This window comes from Arthrobacter sp. SIMBA_036 (assembly GCF_046535135.1).
Taxonomy (GTDB): Bacteria; Actinomycetota; Actinomycetes; order Actinomycetales; family Micrococcaceae; genus Arthrobacter.
The window spans coordinates 16845-36837 of the sequence record NZ_JAWRXG010000005.1; the positions used below are offsets into that span (position 1 = coordinate 16845).

The 19993-nt window shown below is 62.7% G+C and carries 19 protein-coding genes and 1 pseudogene; 7 read left to right on the top strand and 13 right to left on the bottom strand.

Annotated elements, in window-relative coordinates:
- Window positions 1-31: 31 nt before the first annotated feature.
- The 3 genes and pseudogenes from SB659_RS08175 to SB659_RS08185 form a co-directional block, all read right to left on the bottom strand.
- Window positions 32-444, bottom strand: a pseudogene (locus SB659_RS08175) (MmcQ/YjbR family DNA-binding protein).
- Between the two features lie 41 nt (window positions 445-485).
- Window positions 486-1196 (bottom strand): polysaccharide deacetylase family protein, encoded by a 711-nt coding sequence (locus SB659_RS08180; RefSeq protein WP_410550084.1) that lies wholly within the window; start codon window positions 1194-1196, stop codon window positions 486-488.
- A gap of 217 nt (window positions 1197-1413) precedes the next feature.
- Window positions 1414-1839: a CoA-binding protein gene (locus tag SB659_RS08185; RefSeq protein ID WP_410550085.1), complete on the bottom strand. Its 426-nt coding sequence runs from the start codon at window positions 1837-1839 to the stop codon at window positions 1414-1416.
- Between the two features lie 290 nt (window positions 1840-2129).
- Here SB659_RS08185 and acs point away from each other — a divergent pair, with 290 nt between their 5' ends.
- From acs to SB659_RS08205, 4 genes are read left to right on the top strand one after another with little or no spacing between them, the layout of a single operon-like run.
- Window positions 2130-4250: an acetate--CoA ligase gene (gene acs / locus SB659_RS08190; protein ID WP_410550086.1), complete on the top strand. Its 2121-nt coding sequence runs from the start codon at window positions 2130-2132 to the stop codon at window positions 4248-4250.
- Window positions 4247-5455 (top strand): dimethylsulfone monooxygenase SfnG, encoded by a 1209-nt coding sequence (sfnG, locus tag SB659_RS08195; protein WP_410550087.1) that lies wholly within the window; start codon window positions 4247-4249, stop codon window positions 5453-5455. Before acs ends, sfnG begins: the two co-directional genes overlap by 4 nt.
- Window positions 5455-6765, top strand: coding sequence for an O-acetylhomoserine aminocarboxypropyltransferase/cysteine synthase family protein (locus SB659_RS08200; RefSeq protein ID WP_284979221.1), 1311 nt, complete (start codon window positions 5455-5457; stop codon window positions 6763-6765). The genes sfnG and SB659_RS08200 overlap by 1 nt, the downstream gene beginning before the upstream one ends.
- On the top strand, window positions 6762-7256 hold the full coding sequence (locus SB659_RS08205) for a CoA-binding protein (RefSeq protein WP_284979222.1): 495 nt from the start codon (window positions 6762-6764) through the stop codon (window positions 7254-7256). Before SB659_RS08200 ends, SB659_RS08205 begins: the two co-directional genes overlap by 4 nt.
- A 31-nt stretch (window positions 7257-7287) precedes the next feature.
- On the opposite strand, the gene SB659_RS08210 is transcribed toward SB659_RS08205, so the two are convergent.
- From SB659_RS08210 to SB659_RS08220, 3 genes are all read right to left on the bottom strand, one after another.
- Window positions 7288-8025 carry a hypothetical protein gene (locus SB659_RS08210; RefSeq protein ID WP_410550088.1) on the bottom strand — a complete coding sequence of 246 codons (738 nt, stop codon included), beginning with the start codon at window positions 8023-8025 and terminating at the stop codon, window positions 7288-7290.
- Window positions 8022-8576 carry an RNA polymerase sigma factor gene (locus SB659_RS08215; RefSeq protein ID WP_410550089.1) on the bottom strand — a complete coding sequence of 185 codons (555 nt, stop codon included), beginning with the start codon at window positions 8574-8576 and terminating at the stop codon, window positions 8022-8024. Before SB659_RS08215 ends, SB659_RS08210 begins: the two co-directional genes overlap by 4 nt.
- Before the next feature lie 212 nt (window positions 8577-8788).
- Window positions 8789-10198, bottom strand: a complete 1410-nt coding sequence (locus SB659_RS08220) for an HNH endonuclease (protein WP_410550090.1) — start codon at window positions 10196-10198, stop codon at window positions 8789-8791.
- Window positions 10199-10667: 469 nt separating this feature from the next.
- Between SB659_RS08220 and SB659_RS08225 the strand changes: the two genes are divergently transcribed.
- Entirely contained in the window at window positions 10668-11276 is a 609-nt protein-coding gene (locus tag SB659_RS08225; protein ID WP_410550091.1) for a TasA family protein, read from the top strand.
- A gap of 86 nt (window positions 11277-11362) precedes the next feature.
- On the opposite strand, the gene SB659_RS08230 is transcribed toward SB659_RS08225, so the two are convergent.
- The 5 genes from SB659_RS08230 to SB659_RS08250 are packed head-to-tail and all read right to left on the bottom strand — an operon-like array spanning window position 11363 to window position 16032.
- Window positions 11363-12481 carry an NAD(P)/FAD-dependent oxidoreductase gene (locus SB659_RS08230; protein WP_284979225.1) on the bottom strand — a complete coding sequence of 373 codons (1119 nt, stop codon included), beginning with the start codon at window positions 12479-12481 and terminating at the stop codon, window positions 11363-11365.
- A gap of 31 nt (window positions 12482-12512) precedes the next feature.
- A complete protein-coding gene (locus SB659_RS08235) occupies window positions 12513-13556 on the bottom strand; it encodes a Gfo/Idh/MocA family oxidoreductase (RefSeq protein WP_410550092.1) in 1044 nt (347 codons plus the stop codon).
- Window positions 13556-14344, bottom strand: a complete 789-nt coding sequence (locus SB659_RS08240) for an amino acid ABC transporter ATP-binding protein (RefSeq protein ID WP_410550093.1) — start codon at window positions 14342-14344, stop codon at window positions 13556-13558. The genes SB659_RS08235 and SB659_RS08240 overlap by 1 nt, the downstream gene beginning before the upstream one ends.
- Window positions 14341-15129, bottom strand: coding sequence for an amino acid ABC transporter permease (locus SB659_RS08245; RefSeq protein WP_284979228.1), 789 nt, complete (start codon window positions 15127-15129; stop codon window positions 14341-14343). Before SB659_RS08245 ends, SB659_RS08240 begins: the two co-directional genes overlap by 4 nt.
- Window positions 15130-15165: 36 nt before the next feature.
- On the bottom strand, window positions 15166-16032 hold the full coding sequence (locus SB659_RS08250; protein WP_410550094.1) for an ABC transporter substrate-binding protein: 867 nt from the start codon (window positions 16030-16032) through the stop codon (window positions 15166-15168).
- Window positions 16033-16212: 180 nt separating this feature from the next.
- Between SB659_RS08250 and SB659_RS08255 the strand changes: the two genes are divergently transcribed.
- Window positions 16213-17301, top strand: a complete 1089-nt coding sequence (locus SB659_RS08255; protein WP_410550095.1) for a LacI family DNA-binding transcriptional regulator — start codon at window positions 16213-16215, stop codon at window positions 17299-17301.
- A gap of 20 nt (window positions 17302-17321) precedes the next feature.
- On the opposite strand, the gene SB659_RS08260 is transcribed toward SB659_RS08255, so the two are convergent.
- Together SB659_RS08260 and SB659_RS08265 are read right to left on the bottom strand one after the other, a co-directional pair.
- Window positions 17322-18455 (bottom strand): App1 family protein, encoded by a 1134-nt coding sequence (locus SB659_RS08260; RefSeq protein WP_410550096.1) that lies wholly within the window; start codon window positions 18453-18455, stop codon window positions 17322-17324.
- Between the two features lie 25 nt (window positions 18456-18480).
- Window positions 18481-19059 (bottom strand): TetR/AcrR family transcriptional regulator, encoded by a 579-nt coding sequence (locus tag SB659_RS08265; protein WP_284979232.1) that lies wholly within the window; start codon window positions 19057-19059, stop codon window positions 18481-18483.
- Between the two features lie 95 nt (window positions 19060-19154).
- Here SB659_RS08265 and SB659_RS08270 point away from each other — a divergent pair, with 95 nt between their 5' ends.
- On the top strand, window positions 19155-19988 hold the full coding sequence (locus SB659_RS08270; protein ID WP_410550097.1) for an alpha/beta fold hydrolase: 834 nt from the start codon (window positions 19155-19157) through the stop codon (window positions 19986-19988).
- The last annotated feature ends 5 nt before the right edge of the window (window positions 19989-19993 follow it).

A 19993-nucleotide genomic window follows, 5' to 3' on the forward strand; every position in this document is an offset into this window, starting at 1 on the left:
GTGATCTTTCGAGGAGGGCGGGAACAGGCCCTCAGCGCCTTCCTAACGTCCGCGAGAGCCTTGCCCATCCCAGCTGTTCCTGCTGCTTGCGGCTCAGGCTGGCAACCACGAGATCGTAGGAATCCTCCACCATGTCGCGGACCATGTCATCGGGCAGGGCGCCGTCCAACCGCACACCGTTCCAGTGGGTTTTGTTCATGTGCCAGCACCGGTGATTTCGGGGTGGGCGGCTCGGAGCTGCTCAGCCAACGCCGGCTCGCACTTCAGGCTCACCGACCAATTCTCCGCGTCCATCGCGGAGAGGGCGAACATCTTGGCCTCGTGCCGGGCGCCACCAGCGACGGCGGCCCGCACCTTGAACACTGACGTCTCGGGCCCAAAGGGGAAATCCTCAAAGGCTCCCGGAAAGGCCAAACAGATTTCGCGGAGCCGGGAAACGTCCATGGGGAGAGCCTACAGCGGGCTTCAGTCGCTACTGGTCAACGCTACTGGTCAACGCCGAGGAAATCCTCGAGCAACACCACTTCGAGCCCGGCCGCCAACTGGGCCGCTCGGAAAGCCGCAAAGTCTGCGGCGAACTCCGGCCGGAAGTGCATCAGGACAATGTCGCCCGGACGCAGGGAGTTCCCCACCTGGTAGTCCATCTTTCCAGCGTTGGCTTTCGCTTCCCACGTGATGACCGCTTTCAACCCTGCAGAGGCCACGGCCCGGCGCATCACAGTGGAGTAGTCCCCACCTGGCGGCCGGAACAGGGTTGGGCGCCGCCCGAACTGCTGCGTGGCATAGTCCTGCATCCCCACGATGTCGTTTAACTGTTGCTGGTAACCCCACTGCCGCACCATATTCACGTTGTGCGTGACCGTGTGGTTTTCCACCAGGCTTCCCTGTGCATGGAAGGCTTTGAAGAAGCCGGGGTTGTCCGCGATGGTGTTCTTGGTCAAGAAGAGGGTTGCCGGGTAGTCGTACTCGGCCAAGAGCTGCACCGACTCCGGCGACTTGACTGCGCCGTCGTCGATGGTCAGGAACACTACCGGATTCTTGGTCGGGATTTTGGTGATGACCGGAGCCAGGCCCCCGACCACTGGCGGGAGTTGGTAGTCTGGGATGAAGGTCCGGCGGATCCGCTTCGTGCCAGTGGTAGTGGCGGCCGTAGGGCCAGTGCCGGTGGGGCTTGGGGTGGGGGCTGAACTTTGCACGGCAACCGGCGAGACTGCCGACGTCGGGCGCTGAGGCGGCTGCGACGGTGACGTGCAGGCTGTCAAGCCGACAACAACCGAGGTGCTGAAGGCACCCAGAATCGCGCGTCTGGTGGGCGTGGAAAATGGCACCACAGACTGGTCGTCGCACATGGTTGTCCCCGGGGGCTGGAGGAATGAATCAGCTGCACCTTAGCAGACGAAAAAGTCGGAAGAACTACAAGCCGTAATGCCACCCTTCCCTCGCGGGGCAGGAGTTGACCACGACGTCGAGCCCTGCTTCTTTGGCGCGCAGGGTGGCCGCCTCGTCAACAACGCCGAGTTGCAGCCACACAGCCTTGGCTCCGATCGCGATGGCTTGGTCCACGACGGCGCCGACGCGCTGGGAGTTGACGAAGCAGTCAACGACATCGATTGGATGCTTCGTGGCGGGAATCTCGGCCAGGGTTTTGTAGCCCTTTTCGCCGTGCACGTCTTCACCTTTGAGATTGACGGGGATGATGTGCATGCCCATCCTGTCCCTGACATAGAGCGATACATCGTAGGCAGAGCGCCATTCGTTGGTGCTTAGCCCGACGATTGCCCATGTGCCCTTTGTTCGCATCAGCCGCTCCACGACGGCCGGATCGTTGACGTGCACCATGACTCAAGCCTACTCCTGACAGCACGGGACCGATCAGCCGAATATTCTGCGGCTGCAGGTGCGCAAAAGCGGTGCGCGGCGAATATTACGCACCGCTACCGATCAATTTTGCGCCAACTGACTGATCAGCTTTAGTGGGGAGCGACCATCCCAGCGGCCGAGATTCCTGGATCAGTGACGCCGCAGCAGGCAACACAAGCGAACAACAGCTTGAAACGAGGGCGACCACCCCTAGCGTCGGCTGTCTCAGAGTGGTGCTTGCCAACCCCAGGACATGGAGTGTTTTTGGCATGTCTTCTGCTACAACCGCATCACAATTTTCACCAACCACTTCGGACGCGACGGCCTCTGAAGCAGGGCTGCTTGACGCGCCCGGCTCATTTCACGGCTCTTCGGGATGGTCCTCGATTGAGCACGCGGACGGCGCAGTGCACGGCGCTGGCTTCGGCGAGCGGGCGCGTCACGGCGGTTTCGATTCAAACGGCTCGAACGTAGCTTTCTGGGAAGCACAAGCGCGTCGCCTGCATTGGGCAACGCCTTGGCATACGGCACACAGTTGGAAACCCGCTGATGTTCGGGCCGGTCAGGGTCCGGAGATCAAGTGGTTCGACGGCGGCAAACTGAACGTTGCGTATAACTGCGTGGACCGGCACGTCATCGCGGGAAACGGCGACAAAGTAGCGCTCCATTTCGAGGGCGAACCCGGTGACCGCCGCGCCATCACCTACGCGGAGCTCCAGCTGGAAGTTTCCAAGGCTGCCAACGCGCTGCTTGAGCTGGGAATCACCAAAGGTGATCGCGTCGTCATCTATCTTCCGGTGATTCCCGAGACCGTGATCATCACCCTGGCCGTGGCCCGGATCGGCGCCATCCATTCGCTGGTTTTCGGGGGATTCTCGGCTGAAGCGCTGCGCTTCCGGGTGGAGGACACCCAGGCGAAACTACTCGTCACCACGGACGGACAGTACCGCCGTGGCACCGCGGTTCCGGTCAAAGCAAACGCCGACGCCGCCGTCGAGGGTGACAATGCCATCGAACGGGTGCTGGTCATCAACAGGACCACACCCCGCGCCGAACTGGCCAGCGTCACCATGGTTGAAGGCCGCGACGTCTGGTGGCACGACGTCGTCGATACCGCCTCCGACGTTCACGAACCGATTGCGTTCGACGCCGAGACTCCCCTGTTCATCATGTACACCTCCGGCACCACGGGGAAACCGAAGGGCTTGGTCCATACTTCCGGTGGCTACCTCACTCAGGCCTCGTGGAGTTTCGAGCACCTTTTCAGCAACCCGGATCCCGAATTGCGGAACCGGGATGTCCATTGGTGCACCGCGGACCTCGCGTGGGTCACCGCCCACACGTACGAGATCTACGGGCCGCTCTCCAACGGCGCCACCCAAGTCATCTTCGAAGGAACGCCCAACACCCCGCACCCGGGCAGGCACTTCGAGATCATCGAACGCTACAAAGTCACGCAGTATTACACCGCGCCCACACTGGTTCGGTCCCTCATGGGTTGGTTCCCCGATGGAGTGCCGGATAGTTACGATCTCTCGTCCATCCGACTTCTGGGAACCGTGGGAGAGGCCGTGAATCCGGAGGCCTGGCGCTGGCTGCGGGACAACCTCGGTGGGGGTACGGCGCCCATGGTGGATACATGGTGGCAATCCGAGACGGGCGCGACCATTATGTCGCCCTCTCCAACTGACACGTCGTTCAAACCCGGTTGCGCCGCCCGAGCCCTCCCCGGGGTAAGCGTTCGGGTGGTGGACTCCCGCGGTGAGACCAGCAAGCCCGGCGTCCAAGGTTTCATCGTGGTGGACCGTCCCGGTCCCGCCATCGCGCGGACCGTGTGGGGCAACCCGCGCCGCTACTTCGATTCGTACTGGAGCCAGTACGCAAACCAGGGCTGGTTCCTTGCCGGCGATGGGGCCAAATACGATTCCGACGGCGATATCTGGATTCTCGGGCGCGTGGACGACACCCTCAACGTCTCCGGACATTTGCTGTCCACCATCGAGATTGAGTCGGCACTCGTGTCCCATCCGGACGTGGTGGAAGCCGGGGTGTGTCCGGTGGCCGACCCCACCACGGGGCATGCGGTGGTCGCGTTCGTGGTGCTCCGGACTGACGCCGACGGTGGCGCGCGAGGCTTGCCTGATGCGGAGGTCGCCGCGGGCCTGCGCAACCACGTTGCCAAGGCGATCGGCCCCATCGCCAAGCCACGCGACGTCGTCGTGGTTCCCGACGTGCCCAAGACCCGCAGCGGCAAGATCATGCGCCGCCTTCTGACCCAACTCTTCGAGGGGACCGCCTTGGGCGACACCACCTCGCTACAGAACGAACCGGCAATCGCCGGCATCCAGGACGTCCTGCGCAAGCGGGCCCTAGAAAAGGAAAATTCATGACCGAGATCAGCAACGTTGCCCGGCTGTCCGAACCGCTCAAGTTTGCCTATTGGGTCCCCAACGTCTCCGGCGGCCTGGTGGTGTCCACTATCGAACAACGCACTGGTTGGGACTTCGACTACAACAAGAAGCTGGCCCGTATTGCGGAGAACTCCGGGTTTGAATACGCCCTGACGCAGACCCGCTACGCGGCGTCGTATGGCGCGGACAAGCAGCACGAAGCCACTTCCTTCAGCCTCGCGCTCCTGGCCGCGACCGAGCGCCTCAAAGTCATCGCCGCCGTCCACCCGGGCATGTGGCATCCCGGGGTCCTGGCGAAGTACATCATCACCGCCGACCACATCTCCAACGGCCGGGCCGCCGTCAACATCGTTTCCGGCTGGCTCAAAAGCGAGTTCACCAATTTCGGACTCGAGTGGCTCGAGCACGACGAACGCTACGTCCGCACCGAAGAATTCATCAACGTGCTGCGTGGGCTCTGGACCGAACAGGGCTACAGCCAGGGCGGCAAGTACTACAACATCACCGACTTCACCCTGAACCCCGCGCCGGTGGATGTTCCTGGCCGTCCCCACCCGGAGATCTTCTTCGGTGGAAACTCGACGGCGGCACAGGCAACCGCCGGCCGCGTGGCCGACTGGTACTTCTCCAACGGCAAGGACCTTGAGGGTTTCAAGGAAAACATCGCCGGCGTCGTAGCGGCATCCGGCGAGACGAAGCGTGGGACGGAAGGAGCGCTTGCTGCTCCGAAGTTTGGCCTCAACGGCTTCGTCATTGCCCGGGATTCAGAGAAGGAAGCCCGCGATACCCTCCGCGAAATCGTGGAGAAAGCACACAAGCCGGCAGTTCAGGGTTTCCGGGATGCCGTCCAGGAAGCCGGTGCTTCCACTAAGGACGGCAAGGGCATGTGGGCCGACTCCACCTTTGAAGACCTGGTCCAGTACAACGACGGCTTCAAAACCCAACTCATCGGAACCCCGGAACAGATTGCCGAGAGGATCGTCGAATACAAGAAGATCGGGGTGAACCTGTTCCTCACCGGCTACCTGCATTTCCAGGAAGAAATCGCTGCATTCGGCCAGGACGTCCTGCCGATCGTCCGTGAACTCGAGGCGGACCTCGCTCGCAAGAACGGCACCGAACTGGACCTTTCCTCCACACCGGTTGCGTCCAGCTCGCCCGTCCCCGAGACGGTGGCCGTCTGATGGCCGACCGCACTTTCGGCTTCCGCACCCGGGCCCTGCATGCCGGCGGTACCCCCGACGCCGAACACGGAGCCCGGGCCGTGCCGATCTACCAGTCGACGTCGTTCGTCTTCAAGGACACCAACGACGCCGCCAGCCTTTTCGCCTTGCAGAAGTACGGCAACATCTACTCGCGCATCGGCAACCCCACCGTCGCAGCTTTCGAGGAACGCATCGCGTCCCTTGAGGGCGGGATCGGGGCGGTAGCAACGTCGTCGGGCATGGCCGCTGAGTTCATCACTTTCGCCGCACTGACCCAGTCCGGCGATCACATTGTGGCCGCCTCCCAGCTGTACGGCGGAACAGTGACGCAGTTGGACGTTTCCCTTCGCCGCTTCGGCGTGGACACCACCTTCGTCCCCGGAACCGACCCTGCGGACTACGCCGCGGCCATCCGAGAGAACACGAAGGCCTTGTTCGTGGAGGTGGTGGCCAACCCGTCGTCGGAAGTCCAAGACCTCGCGGGGCTGGCCAAGGTAGCTCACGACGCCGGCATCCCGTTGGTAGTCGACGCCACCTTGAGCACGCCATATCTGGTGCGCCCTTTTGAGCACGGGGCGGATATCGTGATCCACTCGGCAACCAAGTTCCTCGGTGGACACGGCACAACGTTGGGCGGCGTGATCGTGGAGAGCGGCCGGTTCAACTGGGGCAACGGCAAGTTCCCCATGATGACCGAACCCGTGCCGTCCTACGGAAACGTTTCCTGGTGGGGCAACTTCGGCGAGTACGGATTCCTCACCAAACTGCGCTGCGAACACTTGCGCGACATCGGCCCGGCCCTTTCGCCCTTGTCGGCTTTCCAACTACTGCAAGGCGTTGAGACCCTCCCCCAGCGCCTGGACGAACACCTGAAGAACGCCCAAGCGGTCGCGGAATGGCTCGACGCCGATCCTCGGGTAGCTTACGTGAACTACTCCGGCCTGCCGTCCCACCCGCATTTCGAACGGGCACAAAAGTACCTGCCGAAGGGACCGGGTTCCGTGTTCTCCTTTGGCGTTGTTGGCGGACGGTCCGCTGGGCAAAGGTTCATCGAGTCGTTGCAACTTGCTTCCCATCTGGCCAACGTGGGTGATTCCCGCACGCTGGTCATCCACCCCGGTTCAACTACCCACCAACAACTCAACGCGGAGCAACTTGAGTCGGCGGGTGTTCCGGAGGACCTGGTCCGTATCTCCGTGGGACTTGAAGACCTGGAGGACATTCTTTGGGACCTCGACCAGGCACTAACCGAGGCGCAGTCGCCTGCAGCATTGGAGTTAAAAGCATGAGTACCACTGAACGTACCTGGCAGGGACCCTCTGCTCCGGAACGCCTCTCGCTCCTGAGGCAGGCCAAGTCAATCGCGATAGTCGGCGCCTCGGACAAGCCGTCCCGGGCCAGCTACTTCGTGGCCACCTACTTGCAGTCGTCCACGCGGTACAAGGTGTACTTCGTGAACCCCGTGGTGAACGAAATTCTCGGCCAACCAACCTATGCTTCACTGGCGGACCTTCCCGAAGCCCCGGATATTGTTGACGTCTTCCGCAAGCATGAGGACCTCCCCGGCGTCCTGGACGAGGCCATCGCGGCGGGCACCAAGACATTGTGGCTGCAGTTGGGCTCATGGCATGAGGACGTTGCCCGGGATGCCGAGTCCGCTGGGCTCAATGTCGTCATGGATCGATGCGTGAAGATCGAACATGCCCGCTTCCATGGCGGACTTCACCTAGCCGGTTTCGACACGGGGGTCATATCCTCCAAGCGTCAGGTCCTCGGGTAGCTCCTTGCTCGCGGAGCTCCTTGCGGGGCCGCTATGGTCGTCCACGGGGCTTGGAGTCCTTCGCGTCCGACGGTACGGGGGTCCGCGCCGTTTTGAGCAGGTCCGGCTTGGAAATCGGCAGCGGTTTGGGAACGAGCATAGCCTTCAGCTCTTGAGCGGGTGGCTGCAACGCCGATTGCGCGGCCCTGCCCACAGGCGCCAGCGGCGCTTGAGGGCTCGACGGGCCCGCGACGGCTGCGGGTTTGCTGGTCATGCGGGGCTGTGCCGCTGGAGGCGTAGTGCCGCCAACCGCTGCCGGGCGCGTCTGCGTGCTGGGGTTTACCGGAAGGGTAGGCATGGCCGGAACCGTCGCAGGGTGCACCGTCGGCGCTGGCTCAGTGCTGATCTTGGGCTCGTCGTTCAAGGGCAGTGCAGGCATTTCCGACGTGGAATGCGGCACCAGACGGCCTAGGAGCTTCTCCACAAAAGACGGGTCACGGGGAAAGGCGGAACTGGCGGCAGCGACGCCACCGGCACCAAGGCCCATGGCGGCGATCACGGCAACACCCACGACGGCGGTCCGGTGCTTCGGACGCCAGCGGCGCTTGGCAAGTTCGTCCGTGGTGCCTGCCAGCATCGAAGCAAGCTCTGGCCCTGGAGTGGGCGTCGGAAGCGAGGCGAGGGATCCGATAGAAAGCAGCGTCTGCCTCATTTCGTGACCATCCGGGAAACCGGCGTCGACCAGGAGCTCGTCAATGATCTCCGAACGTTCGCCTTCCGTGTTTGTCATAGCGAAACGTATTCCTTTACTGCTGAATTCTCACGGAGCACAATGAGTGCCCGTCGCTGCAGTTGCTTCACTGCTCCTGCGGACTTGCCCAAAATTCCCGCCACCTGCTCCACAGTAAGACCGGCGATGATACGGAGGATCAAGACCTCCCGCTGGTCATCATTGAGGTAAGCCAGGAGCTCCATCACCTCGCCGGGCGCCATAAGGTGCATCGCTTCCGACTCCGCTGACCTGGACTCCCGCGGATCTCGTTCAGGTTCAAATTCGTGGTGTTCCGGTGCCCTGCTCTGCTTCCGGTGCTCGTCCACCATGCGTGCATGGGCTACGGAGAAAATGAACGTGCGGAGACCGCCCATGCCACCACTGATGTCCGCGAGCCGGGGAAGAACAGCTAAAAAGACCTCCTGCATGCCCGCTTCAGGATCCGCCACACCCTTGGCTGTCAGGTAACCGAGGACCGGACCTGCGAAAGTCCTGTACACCGCGCTGAACAGTTCCGCTTGATCGCCCTTGAGCGCTTCCAGCGCTTCGTCGGTCAATGCGTCGGTCACGGAAGGGACTTTCGATCGGCGGCAGTTCCATGGCTGGGGAGGCCAGACCAACCGCCGTTTGACGGGCGGAGGACTCCACCTAGGGTAGTTCCCGGAGACAAGAAGGGCCAAGCTGGAACATGATGGGGGACAAATTCCAGCTTGGCCCGTTCAATCACGTAATCGCCGGCGCGCGCCAAAGGGTTACTCGGAGCTAGGTACTTTCTGAAAAGCTAGGTACTTTCTGAAAAGCTAGGTACTTTCTGAAAATAGTGACCAGGCAGAGGCGGGGCCTTGGACCGGTAGTGATGGCCGGTGGGCGTTGTCACGTAGAAAGTATGGATGCTTCCGGACGACGTCGGAATGACGGGCCGGGCGGTCCAACCGGTCCCTTCCTTGCTGTGGTTGCACGCTTCGCAGAGCCCGGCGCCGTTGGCAAGCGTGGTTTTGCCGCCTGCGTGCCACGGGAAGATGTGATCGATATGTCTGATCGGTGCGTCGCAGTAGGGCGTGCGGCAGGTGTTGTCCCGGGCCTGGATGAAACGACGCAACATAGCCGGGAAGAACCTTGCCTTGCTGTCCATGGCGACGAGTTCACCGGTGCTCGGTGCTGTGTACAGCCGACGGAGATACAAGGCGAAGCCCGGATCGTCGCCCTCCGGTTCCGACCCAGCAATCGCTCGCTCGGGATCCGGCGCGGCACAGGCAGCACCTTCAGCCCCAACCAGAACCCTGGCCCATTTCGCGGGGACAGTTCCGTAGCCGGCGAGCCTTGCCGGTTCGCTGTCGCCACGAAGCAAGGTTCGGTCCGTCATGACCAGCTGGACTTCGACACTGCTGATCCCGCCCGGGGTCCCGGTGAGGCGTTCCACAAGGGTGTCGGCCATGGGCTGTCCTTGGGACATGGCATCACCCTCGGAGCGGGGACCACTGGCACGGACTGAGTTGGCGTGCCGGGTTAGGGCGGCGTAGGCTGCGACGCCTTGTGCGGCTGGGAGCAAGGCGGTCAGGTAGGTCATCGCGTCCGGTGCTGGGCGCAAGGTCACCCTTCGCTCGGCGGCGGCGCGACTAGCACGTTGCGTGACCGAGCGCGGATCCCGCCGGTACCCTGCGGCTTTCACCGCCGAGGCGATCGCCCTGTCCCCGGCGCCGTCGAACGTCCCGGTATCCGGCGCGAGCTCCTCGTCCACGGCACAACGGTCTGCCACGCTCAAACATGCAGTTTCCTTGACCAGAAGGGTTGCCCGCCACTCACTCAACAAACCCTTTTCCAGCGCGGCCATGGTCCGCGGCATCTCCGACACCAAGGCTTTCGCCAGACCGAGGAGCCGGGAACCCCGGTTCGGGGACTCCCGCCTGGCCAAAGCAAGCTGCGCGCCAACATCTTGGCCTTGCTCCGATGCCGGGACACCTGCCAGGGCCTGTTCGCGCCGATGGGCAAGATCAAACGCCACAGCGACCCGCGCTTGCCGTGCGGCGATGGCCGACTTCAGGTCTTCAAGGCAAGCCGGCTCATCAATGAGCGCGGGAGTTTCAGATGCCAGCGTCAACGCACCAACAGCACTGATGAGATCCCCGATAGAACAACCCAGCCCCAACGGCGACCCGGCTGGCGCCCCCTGACCGCTGTTCATCTCCTCCATGGCTCCACTCTTCCAGAGCGTAGTAGTCAAAATCAGCGCCGATTTCTCCTATGTGGAAAACCCAACAGGAGTAGGCTGCTCATACCAACTCCAAGGCCTATCAAGGAGAGATGATGACGCTTCCTCCGCAGCACGAGCCTGACCCATTCCCCCCGGATCCCGGGCCGGTGACACCGCCGCCGGACCCCACAACACCGTTCCCGCCAAGCCCCAACCCCACCCCGGGCCCGTCGCCCGTGCCCGATCCGGGGGTCATTCCCCCGCACCCGGACCCGACGCACAACCCCGATCAGCCGGGTGGTTTGCCTGGGTAGTGGGTTTCTTGAGCTTTTCCTGATCATGTCCTGATCGAACACCTGAGTGGTTCTTGATGGTGGCCCGGCACAGTAGTTCTTGTCAGCCAGAGAGGCTGGAAAAGTTCAACTGGCCGGCCCGAAAGCGGTGGCCTCCCGAAAGGACACTGATTCCCATGGCCATCAGCCTCAAAACCACCTCCGGGAAAATCCTCGCCTCCGTCGCACTGGTCGGCACCGCAGCCGCCGTCGCCGGCATGGGAACCTACGGCGCGTTCACCTCCTCGACCTCGGCAAGCCAAGCCGTCACCGCCGGAACAATCACCATCGCCCTGGGCGCCCCCGGAGTGAACAACACCCTGAACGTCCCCGTCGCAGGACTGCTCCCCGGAGACAAAGTCGAAAAACTCGTCACCCTCTCCAACACCGGCAACTCAGACCTGAACACCGTGTCCCTGACCACCACCGCCGGAGCCACCGCATCCCTGCTGACCACCGACACCGTCAACGGCCTGCAACTGACCATCGAAAACTGCTCCACCGCCTGGACCGGCGCCACAGCCCCCTACACCTGCACCGGCACCAAAACCACCGTCCTGGCCTCCGCACCGGTCATCACCGCCAACCAGACCCTGACCAACCTCACCTCCCTCACCGCAACCAAAACCGACAACCTCAAAGTCACCACCGCATTCCCCACCACCGCCAACGACACCTTCCAAGGCGCCACCAGCACCATCTCCTTCGCCTTCAACGCCACCCAACGCACCGCCACCACCAAATAACACCCAGCCACATACTCCAACGGCCCCGACATGCCTAAGCAGATGGCGTATCGGGGCCGTTGGCCATTAACAGCGTTACGGGCTGGCTAGGAAAAACGCCCCGGCCGGAAAGTAGACAGCATCGGGTGCTTGGTTCCGGTGAGGATCTCGCCGGACAGCAACTCTCCGGCAATGAGGCCCAACGTCGCCCCCGAGTGCGTGAAAGCGACGAAGCAGCCCGGCACCTGGCCGAGTTCACCGAAGACAGGCTCGCCGTCCCCGGGGATCGGCTTGTAGCCGATCTTCCAGGACGCCGGTTTGAGTTCAGGGTTTCCCGCGATCAGCTTGGACGACTCATCAGCGAGTTCCTGCACAACATCATCGGGGATACTGAACGAGCCATCCGGGTGCTCGGTGATGCTGTCTTCATACCAGTCGTGATCCAGCGCGAACGTGTTTCCAGGGTTGGGCCGGACTGCGGCACGCGGAGTGTTCATGACTGCGGTGACCTGGTGCTCCACTGGCTTGGTGACCACCAGCATTGACACCGGGGAACCGTTCGGGATGTCCACTCCGAGCGGCTTCACGACGGCGGGCGTCGCTGCGCCGCAGGCTACGAGCACGGCATCTGCCGGGTACGTCTCTCCGGCGGATGTTTCGACGCCGGTGGCCCGGCCGCCGTCGACCGTTACCGAAACCTTGCCCGCATTGAGGATGAGGCGGCCACCCAAGGCGTGGAATTCATCCATGAGGAAGTTGACCAAGTCCGGCAGGCTGACCCAGCCCTCACCGGGATTGAAAATGGCGATTTCCGGCACGGCACTGGCGTCGATTCCCGGAGTAACCGCGGCAATGTCTTCGGGTGCCAGGAGCTTCGAATCGTATCCAATGGATTGCTCATAGGCGTGGCGGGCTTGTGTGACCTCGCCGTGCCCTTCTGCATTCCACATCAAGCCTCCCCCGAATTGGAGCCACTCACGGCTTGGGTCGGCGGCGAACAGCGTACGGTACCGGTCGACGCCGGCCACGCGCAGCTGGTGGTACGGGGTGGACCGTTCTCCCGCGGAGTTGAGCCAGGACAGCGACCGGCCGGTTGCTTCGCTGGCCAGCCCTTGCTCTGTCAGCAGTGTGACGGAGGCGCCTTCGCGGAGCAGGTGGACAGCGGTGGATACGCCCAGGATGCCGCCTCCGATGACGGCGACGTTCTTGGTAACTGTGGAGGACATGGGTGTTCTCTCTTTCAGGTTCTGATGCTGCTTACGCGAAAGCGTGGATGTTTTCGATGATCTTGAGGGCTTCGAGCGCTTCGGCCGGCTGCACGGGAAGCGGCCCGTTTCCCCTGAGGGAAGCCGCGAGCTCCGTGTAGAACCTGGGGTAGTCGCCCTTCTCTGCTGGAACGGCTGTGCTGGAGCCGTCCACGCCCAGCAGCCCCCATGACTCCGGGCCCTCCACACCGTAGGAGGGGTCCGTCGGCGAAGCGCCCGCAGCCAGATCGGGTTCCTGGCTGTCGAGTCCCCACTTGGTGTATCCGGCCTTGGCGCCGAGTACGTGGAAACGCGGGCCCACCTGTGCGGCCATGCCGTTCATCCACAGCCGGGAGCGCACCCCGGACTCATGGCGGAGCGATACGAATGCTTCAGTGTCGGCGGCGTCCGGGTACGGCCCGTGGTTGGCCGTTTCGCCGTAACTTTCCGCTACGGGTCCGAAGAGCTGGATCGCTTGGTCGATCAGATGGGCGCCCAGGTCGTGAAGTATTCCGCCCCCTTCGGCCAGGGTGGACGAATCGCGCCAATTGCCGAAGCCTTCCGGCCGCCACCATTCAAAGCGGGATTCGAAGGTCCGGACCTCGCCGAGTGCTTCTTCACGCAGCAGCTTTCGAAGCGTCAGGAAGTCAGCGTCCCACCGACGGTTCTGGAAGACCGTCAGCTGCACTCCAGCGTCGGACGCTTGGGATACCAGCTCTTCACCGTGGGTGACCGTAGTGACGAAAGGTTTGTCCACCACTACGTTGAGCCCGTGGGCAATGGCCGTGGCGCCGAGCTCCAGATGCGTCACAGGCGGCGTGGCGAGTACCACGAGATCGAGCTCACCTGCCAGTGCAAACATGTCCTCGGGGGTAGGAACGATCCTCGCGTGAGGGTACAGCCGACCCACAGCCGCGGCGCGTTCGGGGTCCGCCGTCACAATGACGTCCAGAGAGTATTCCGCATCCGCTTGGATAAGCGGCGTGTGGAAGACCCTGCCGGCCACCCCAAACCCGACGACGGCGGTCCGGATGGGCGCCGCCGCTACCGCGCCCATCAGAGGACTTCCGAAAGGAAGCGTTGGAGGCGTTCACCGCGGGGGTTGTCGAAGAGCTGGGTCGGCGTGCCGATCTCCACCACTTCGCCTTCGTCCATGAACACCACTTGGTCGGCAACTTTGCGGGCGAACCCCATCTCGTGGGTTACCACCAGCATCGTCATCCCCCGGCGGCCAAGGCCAGCCATGAGGTTAAGGACGCCTTTAACGAGTTCGGGGTCCAGGGCGCTGGTGGCTTCGTCGAAGAGCATGACCTCGGGTTCCATGGCCAGCGCCCGGGCGATCGCGACGCGTTGTTGCTGGCCGCCTGAGAGGTCGCGCGGACGGTGGTCGGCTCGTTCGGCGAGGCCGACTTCGGTCAGCCGTCGCTGCGCGCGCTGCCTGGCTTCTGCCTTGGACATTCCCTTGACGCTCCACAGGGCGAGCGCCACGTTATCCAGTGCCGTGTGGTCCGGGAAGAGGTTGAAGTGCTGGAAGACCATGCCAATGCGGGCCCGCAGGATATCCGGCTTGACCTTGAGTGCGCTCTCACCGGCGAGGAGAACGTCTCCGCTCTTTGGCTCGTGCAATCGGTTCACTCCGCGCAGCAGCGTGGACTTGCCGGAACCGGAGGGCCCGATGATGCAGGTGGTAGTGCCTGGCGCTACGTTCAGGCTGACGTTCCGGAGTACTTCCACATCCCCGTAGGCCATGGTCAGGTTCTGCAACTCCAAGCTGGAGCCATGGAACTTTTCGATGTCCGGAGCGGATTGGCTTGGGTTGGCGTTGGTGCTGCTGGTGAGGTTCACGTGTTGCTCCCGGTGATGAGCGGCGAGGCCGCATCGAGTTCCTTGACTTCGTTCAGTCCGCTCGTAGGTGCGGAAGGGCGACGGCGGCCGGTGCGGAACTTGTTGTCGAAGTAGTTGACCAAGTGGGTCAGTGGCACGGTGATGACCAAGTAGAAGATGCCGGCCATGACCAGCGGGGACAGGTTGCCTGAAAGCACGGCGGCATCCTGGCCTACCCGGAACAGCTCACGTTCACTGACCAGGAGGCCAAGGAAGTAGACCAACGAGGAGTCCTTCACGATCGCGATGAATTGGTTCACCAACGCCGGGAGCACGCGCCGCACTCCTTGCGGGACCACCACGAGGGCCATGGACTTGGAGTAGCTCATGCCCAAGGCACGGCATGCTTCACCTTGGCCCTTGTCCACGCTGAGGATGCCGGCCCGAAAAATCTCGCCGATGTACGCACTGGCGATCAAACTCAGCGCGATGATTCCGAGCGGGTACGGAGAGGGCCCGAAGACCGACTGGCTCAACCGGGCAAACCCCTGGCCGATCAGCAGGATGGTGAGGATGGCCGGGAGCCCCCGGAACAGGTCCGTGTAGATTCGCGCAGGCAGCCGGAGCCAGGCGGACCGCGAGATTCCCATAACGGCCACAATCATGCCCATCACCACACCGATGATGGTTGCCGAAAGGGAGATGATCAGGGTGTTGAGCAGGCCAACTCCGAGGAGTTGGGGCAGAACTTCGACCATTGCGTTGAAGTCGAAGAATGTGCGGCTGATGGTATCGAGCCAATCCATTGAGTGCTCTCAGACGTTGGTTGTCGGGCCCAGCGGTTACTTGCTGGCGGTCGGTGAGGGGCTGGAGGTTTGCTCTGCCTTGGGCAGGTACTGCTCGGGCATGGGCGAACCCGGGAACCACTTCTGGTAAAGCTTCTTCCAGGTGCCGTCTTCCATGGCCGCAGCGAGGCCCTTGTTCAAGGCGTCCTTGAACGCTGGCTTGTTCTTTGCGATCGCAAATCCGGCCGGGGCATCAAAGGAAGGAATGTCCGCAGCGCTGACGAGCCCAAACTGGTCCTTGTAGGCCTTGGCTGCCTCGTAGTCCAGGAAGTGTGCATCCACGGCACCGCTGTTGACGGCCGATATTGCCGTGTTGTTATCGGGGAACCTGACCAACTGGGCGGAGGGGAAGTTCTTTACCGCGTAGGCCTCTTGGAGGGTTCCTTGCACCACTCCCAAGCGCTTTCCGTTGAGTCCGCCGACATCCTTGATGCCCGATGTTTTGGTGGTGATCACGGTCAGGTACCCGGCCAGGTAGCCATTGGAGAAGTCCACGGTCTGCTTGCGCTTGTCCGTGATGCCGATGGCTGCCACTCCGACGTCGAACTGTCCGTTGGACACGGCAGCAAGCAGGCCGGAGAAGTCCTGTCCGGTAAAGACGACCTTGTCCACGCCGGCGCGGTGGGCCACGTCTTTGAACAGTTCGACGTCGAAGCCGGTGAAGTTACCCGAACTGTCGGTGAAGGTGTAGGGCTTGGAGTCGCCCAAGCTGGCAACGCGGATGGTGCCGGGCTCGATCAGCCCGTAGGGGTTATTGGCCGAGGTGGAGCTGGCCGTTGAGGATCCTGCACACCCTGAGAGCGCGAGGAGGGCTGCCACTGCGGCAGCAACAAGGGCCGCCGGGCGGAAGTTGAATGTGATCACAGCGTTGTCCAATCGTGGGAGGGATCGCGGTGCTGTCAGGAGCCGCTGAAATATATTGCTCGATGTGGAGTCTTGCTGAGTCCGGTCTCAGTCCCTAGGATTGAGACCGGACTCACATCGATTGATTGAAATGTAGCGGACATCACAAACCCGCGTCAACACCCCACCCGAAAGGTGAACATGAACACTGACGGATCCCGACGGCGGGACGTAACGGTGGCCGACGTCGCCAAGGCCGCAAAAGTCTCAAAGGCGCAGGCGGCTCGGGCGCTCGGCAATTACGGGGCCGTCAGCGATGATGTCCGCGAACGGGTCCTCGCCGCTGCCGAAGAACTCGACTACCGGCCCAATGAGCTCGCTCGCAGCATGAACACGGGAAGATCGAACACCATAGGCGTGGTGGTGGGCGATATCGAGAACCCCCACTTTGGCCTCGCCACCAGGGGAATAACGGATACCGCAAAGGCGAGTGGCTACAACGTCATTCTTATCAACACGGATGAAGAACAGGCCGCGGAGGTGGACGCGGTCCGGGTACTCCTCGACAAGCGGGTAGACGGACTCATTGTCGCACCGGCGTCCTCGGTAGAGACGGCCCACCTGAAACAGGTGAGCGATTCCGGCCGTCCGCTCGTATTGCTGGACCGCGCCGCCGAAGGCCTCGATGTTGAGACATTTGCCGTGGACATGTCCACCATCTCTTACGAGTCGGCCAAATACCTGATCGAGGAAGGGCATCGGCGGATCGCCTTTGTCTCAACAATCCGCGCAGAAGGTCCATACGAGGCCGGAATGACGCTCGACTCCTCCCAGATCTCGGACCGCCTGGACGGGATCCGCCGCGCCTTCGAGGAAGCGGGGCTTACTCACCCTGCGGACCTGGTGCGGCTCAATGCCGGCGGTTCGGCGTCAGTCAAGGAGATCACCTCAGAACTCCTGCGGGGCCCGGAGGCAGCTACCGCCATCATCGCCTCTGACGGCTTGATTGCCCTTGGTGTGGTGGAAGCCATCCAGGAGGCCGGCCTTTCCATCCCCAAGGACGTGTCATTCCTCATGTATGACGATTTCGCCTGGACCCGGCTCACCACTCCACCACTGACCGTTATTTCCCAGCCTGCCTACGACATGGGAGCCGCGGCGGCCGCGGCATTGATCCGACACATCGAGGGCCGGAAGGCCAGCGCCCCCAGGCCGGAGCTGGTGGCGCACTTGGTCAAGAGGGGTTCGGTGGGAGTCGCGAGATCCGTGGACGTAATGAGTCAGTCCTAAACGCGAGGGCAACGGAGGAATCACACCTCCACATCGCCCGCTTCCGGTTCATCCGCAGAGCGAACCTCGCTCTTAATGATCCCCAGCTGCTCGAGCTGGGCGGACATGCCGGCGCCGTCGGGAGCATAGATCCAGGGAACTCCCGGGGTGGGCTGTCCCCCCGATTTTGACCGCCCGCCGGCGAGCACTGCTTCGCTGGCGGAGAGCTGGCGGATGGCGATGGCCCGCACATTTTCCGGATGGCGCTGCGCGAACTCGGAATAGATGGCCTCATCATGTTGGCCATCGTCACCCACCAGCAGCCACTTGATGTTGGGAAACTCCGTGGCAAGGCGCTCCAAGGAAGACCTTTTGTGCTCTTGCCCGCTGCGGAACCAGCGATCGGGCGTGGGACCCCAATCGGTGAGGAGCTTGGGGCCCGCAGGGTAGAGGTTGCGGGACAGGAACCGGGAGAGCGTGGGGGCCACGTTCCAAGCTCCGGTGGACAGGTAGAGCACCGGAGCCGAAGGAGCCGTGCGGGCGATCCGTTCGTAGAGGACGGCCATGCCAGGGGTTGCGGTCCTGGCATGTTCGTTGAGGACAAACGTGTTCCACGCCGCCAGGAACGGGCGGGGCAACGCGGTCACCATGACGGTGTCGTCAATGTCGGAAACCACGCCGAAGTCGGCGTCGTCGGCCACAATCTCCACGGGCGCCTCCACCATGGTGGAGGCGCCGGATTGAAGGCTGATGGTGTGCCAACCGGCGTCGAGGGTTACCGGAATAATTGCATCAACGACGCCACCGCGATCCGCTACGACCTCATGGACCGCGCCTGCGATGCCTACCTGCACAGCCGCATGTGCCACCGGGGCACTGGTGAAGTTGCGCCAACCCCGCATGCTCTCTTGGAGCGGTTTGGCGTGTCCGGCGGCGTCCCTTGGGTCGCTGCGGACGACGCGTGCCAACACCCGCACCCAGGTGGTGCTGCCATAACCGGTATAAGGGATGACGGTCTCCACCCGGCCCCGACGGATGGCCAAGCGCGTCTGCAGACCCAGCCAGGCGTCGTCGAGCCGCATCGCGATATGGCGGGCCTGCGCGCGGGGAGGGACCGCGCAGCTGCTATCGACGGCGGCGGACTCTGGACGCGGGCTCACGGAACGGGGAGGCATGCGTCCAGTCTGGCACGGCTGGGGCTCAAGGGGCAGCCGCAGCTTCCTTGCCCAAAGCCGCGTCGATGAGAACCACGGCTGCCTCCCTGGCCTGTCCGGCGGCATCCGCGGTTCCTGCGATGGCCGCCGTGGTTTGCGCTCCTTCAGCGAGGATGGAAAGCTGTGGGGCCAAGTACGCCGGGCCGCCTGCATCCCCCACTAAATGCGCCACGTAATGCTGAAACGATTCCTTGTGCTCGCGGGCATATTCGGCCACTTCCGGGCTGATGGCACCGAGCTCGGCGAAACTATTGATGAACCCGCAGCCACGGAATGAATCGTCGCAGAACCATCCCGCGAGGTAATCGAAGATGGCCAGTAACCTGGCGCGCGGATCCGCTGCCAACCGCACCCGGGCGTCCAGTCCCTCTGTCCAGGACTGATGTCGCCGCTCAAGGACGGCCATGACGATACTGCTTTTCGATGGAAATTCCTGGTACAGCTTCTTGAGCGAAACCCCCGCCGCCGTGCGCAACTCGTCCATCCCCACGGACTGGATGCCCTTGGCGTTGTAGAGCTCGTCCGCCGTCGCGACAATGCGCGCGCGGACCTCGGAAATATCCATGCACCCATACTACTTGAACTGAGAACGCTCGTTCTATAGGATATGGATCAGAGTGAGAACGATCGTTCTCCATCTCGAGAAAAGGGAACAGAATCATGGGCTTCATCAAAGTCGGAACTGAAAACACCACGGACATCGAGCTCTACTACGAGGACCACGGCACAGGCCAGCCAGTAGTGCTGATCCATGGCTATCCCCTGGACGGCGCTTCGTGGGAGAAGCAAACCGCAGCCCTCTTGAACGCGGGCTACCGCGTCATCACCTACGATCGCCGCGGCTTCGGGAAATCCAGTAAGCCCACCACCGGCTACGAGTACGACACATTCGCAGCGGATCTCAACACCGTCATGGAAACACTGGACCTTCAGAACGCCGTATTGGTTGGCTTCTCCATGGGCACTGGCGAGGTTGGACGCTACATCGGTACGTACGGCGAGGCCCGCGTTGCCAAGGCAGTGTTCCTGGCATCTTTGGAGCCGTTCCTTTTGCAGACCGAGGACAACCCCGCGGGCGTCCCATCCTCAGTGTTTGATGGCATCCGTAACGCCGCCATCGAGGACCGGTACGCTTGGTTCACCAACTTCTACAAAGACTTCTACAACACCGACAACTTCCTCGGAAACCGCCTCAGCGAGGAAGCCCTCCGCAACTCTTGGAACGTCGCTGCCGGCTCGTCCTGGTACGCATCGTTCGCAGTGGTTGACACCTGGTTGACCGATTTCCGTGCAGACATCGAGAAGGTCACGGTCCCGGCGTTGATCGTCCATGGAACGGGCGACCGAATCCTGCCCATCGACTCCACAGGCCGCGAGTTCACCAAGCGCCTTCCCTCCGCCGAGTACGTCGAGATCGACGACGCACCGCACGGAATGCTGTGGACGCACGGGGCAGAAATCAACGAGATCCTGTTGAAGTTCCTGGCCACCTAACGCCT

Bases quoted from the DNA above. Each gene is read 5' to 3' on its own strand.
- SB659_RS08230 (WP_284979225.1), bottom strand. From the start codon at position 12,481: ATGTCCTCCACAGTTACCAAGAACGTCGCCGTCATCGGAGGCGGCATC.
- SB659_RS08235 (WP_410550092.1), bottom strand. From the start codon at position 13,556: ATGGGCGCGGTAGCGGCGGCGCCCATCCGGACCGCCGTCGTCGGGTTT.
- sfnG (WP_410550087.1), top strand. From the start codon at position 4,247: ATGACCGAGATCAGCAACGTTGCCCGGCTGTCCGAACCGCTCAAGTTT.
- SB659_RS08245 (WP_284979228.1), bottom strand. From the start codon at position 15,129: ATGGATTGGCTCGATACCATCAGCCGCACATTCTTCGACTTCAACGCA.
- SB659_RS08225 (WP_410550091.1), top strand. From the start codon at position 10,668: ATGGCCATCAGCCTCAAAACCACCTCCGGGAAAATCCTCGCCTCCGTC.
- SB659_RS08220 (WP_410550090.1), bottom strand. From the start codon at position 10,198: ATGGAGGAGATGAACAGCGGTCAGGGGGCGCCAGCCGGGTCGCCGTTG.
- SB659_RS08200 (WP_284979221.1), top strand. From the start codon at position 5,455: ATGGCCGACCGCACTTTCGGCTTCCGCACCCGGGCCCTGCATGCCGGC.
- SB659_RS08210 (WP_410550088.1), bottom strand. From the start codon at position 8,025: ATGACAAACACGGAAGGCGAACGTTCGGAGATCATTGACGAGCTCCTG.
- SB659_RS08185 (WP_410550085.1), bottom strand. From the start codon at position 1,839: ATGGTGCACGTCAACGATCCGGCCGTCGTGGAGCGGCTGATGCGAACA.
- SB659_RS08260 (WP_410550096.1), bottom strand. From the start codon at position 18,455: ATGCCTCCCCGTTCCGTGAGCCCGCGTCCAGAGTCCGCCGCCGTCGAT.
- SB659_RS08255 (WP_410550095.1), top strand. From the start codon at position 16,213: ATGAACACTGACGGATCCCGACGGCGGGACGTAACGGTGGCCGACGTC.
- acs (WP_410550086.1), top strand. From the start codon at position 2,130: ATGTCTTCTGCTACAACCGCATCACAATTTTCACCAACCACTTCGGAC.
- SB659_RS08265 (WP_284979232.1), bottom strand. From the start codon at position 19,059: ATGGATATTTCCGAGGTCCGCGCGCGCATTGTCGCGACGGCGGACGAG.
- SB659_RS08205 (WP_284979222.1), top strand. From the start codon at position 6,762: ATGAGTACCACTGAACGTACCTGGCAGGGACCCTCTGCTCCGGAACGC.
- SB659_RS08270 (WP_410550097.1), top strand. From the start codon at position 19,155: ATGGGCTTCATCAAAGTCGGAACTGAAAACACCACGGACATCGAGCTC.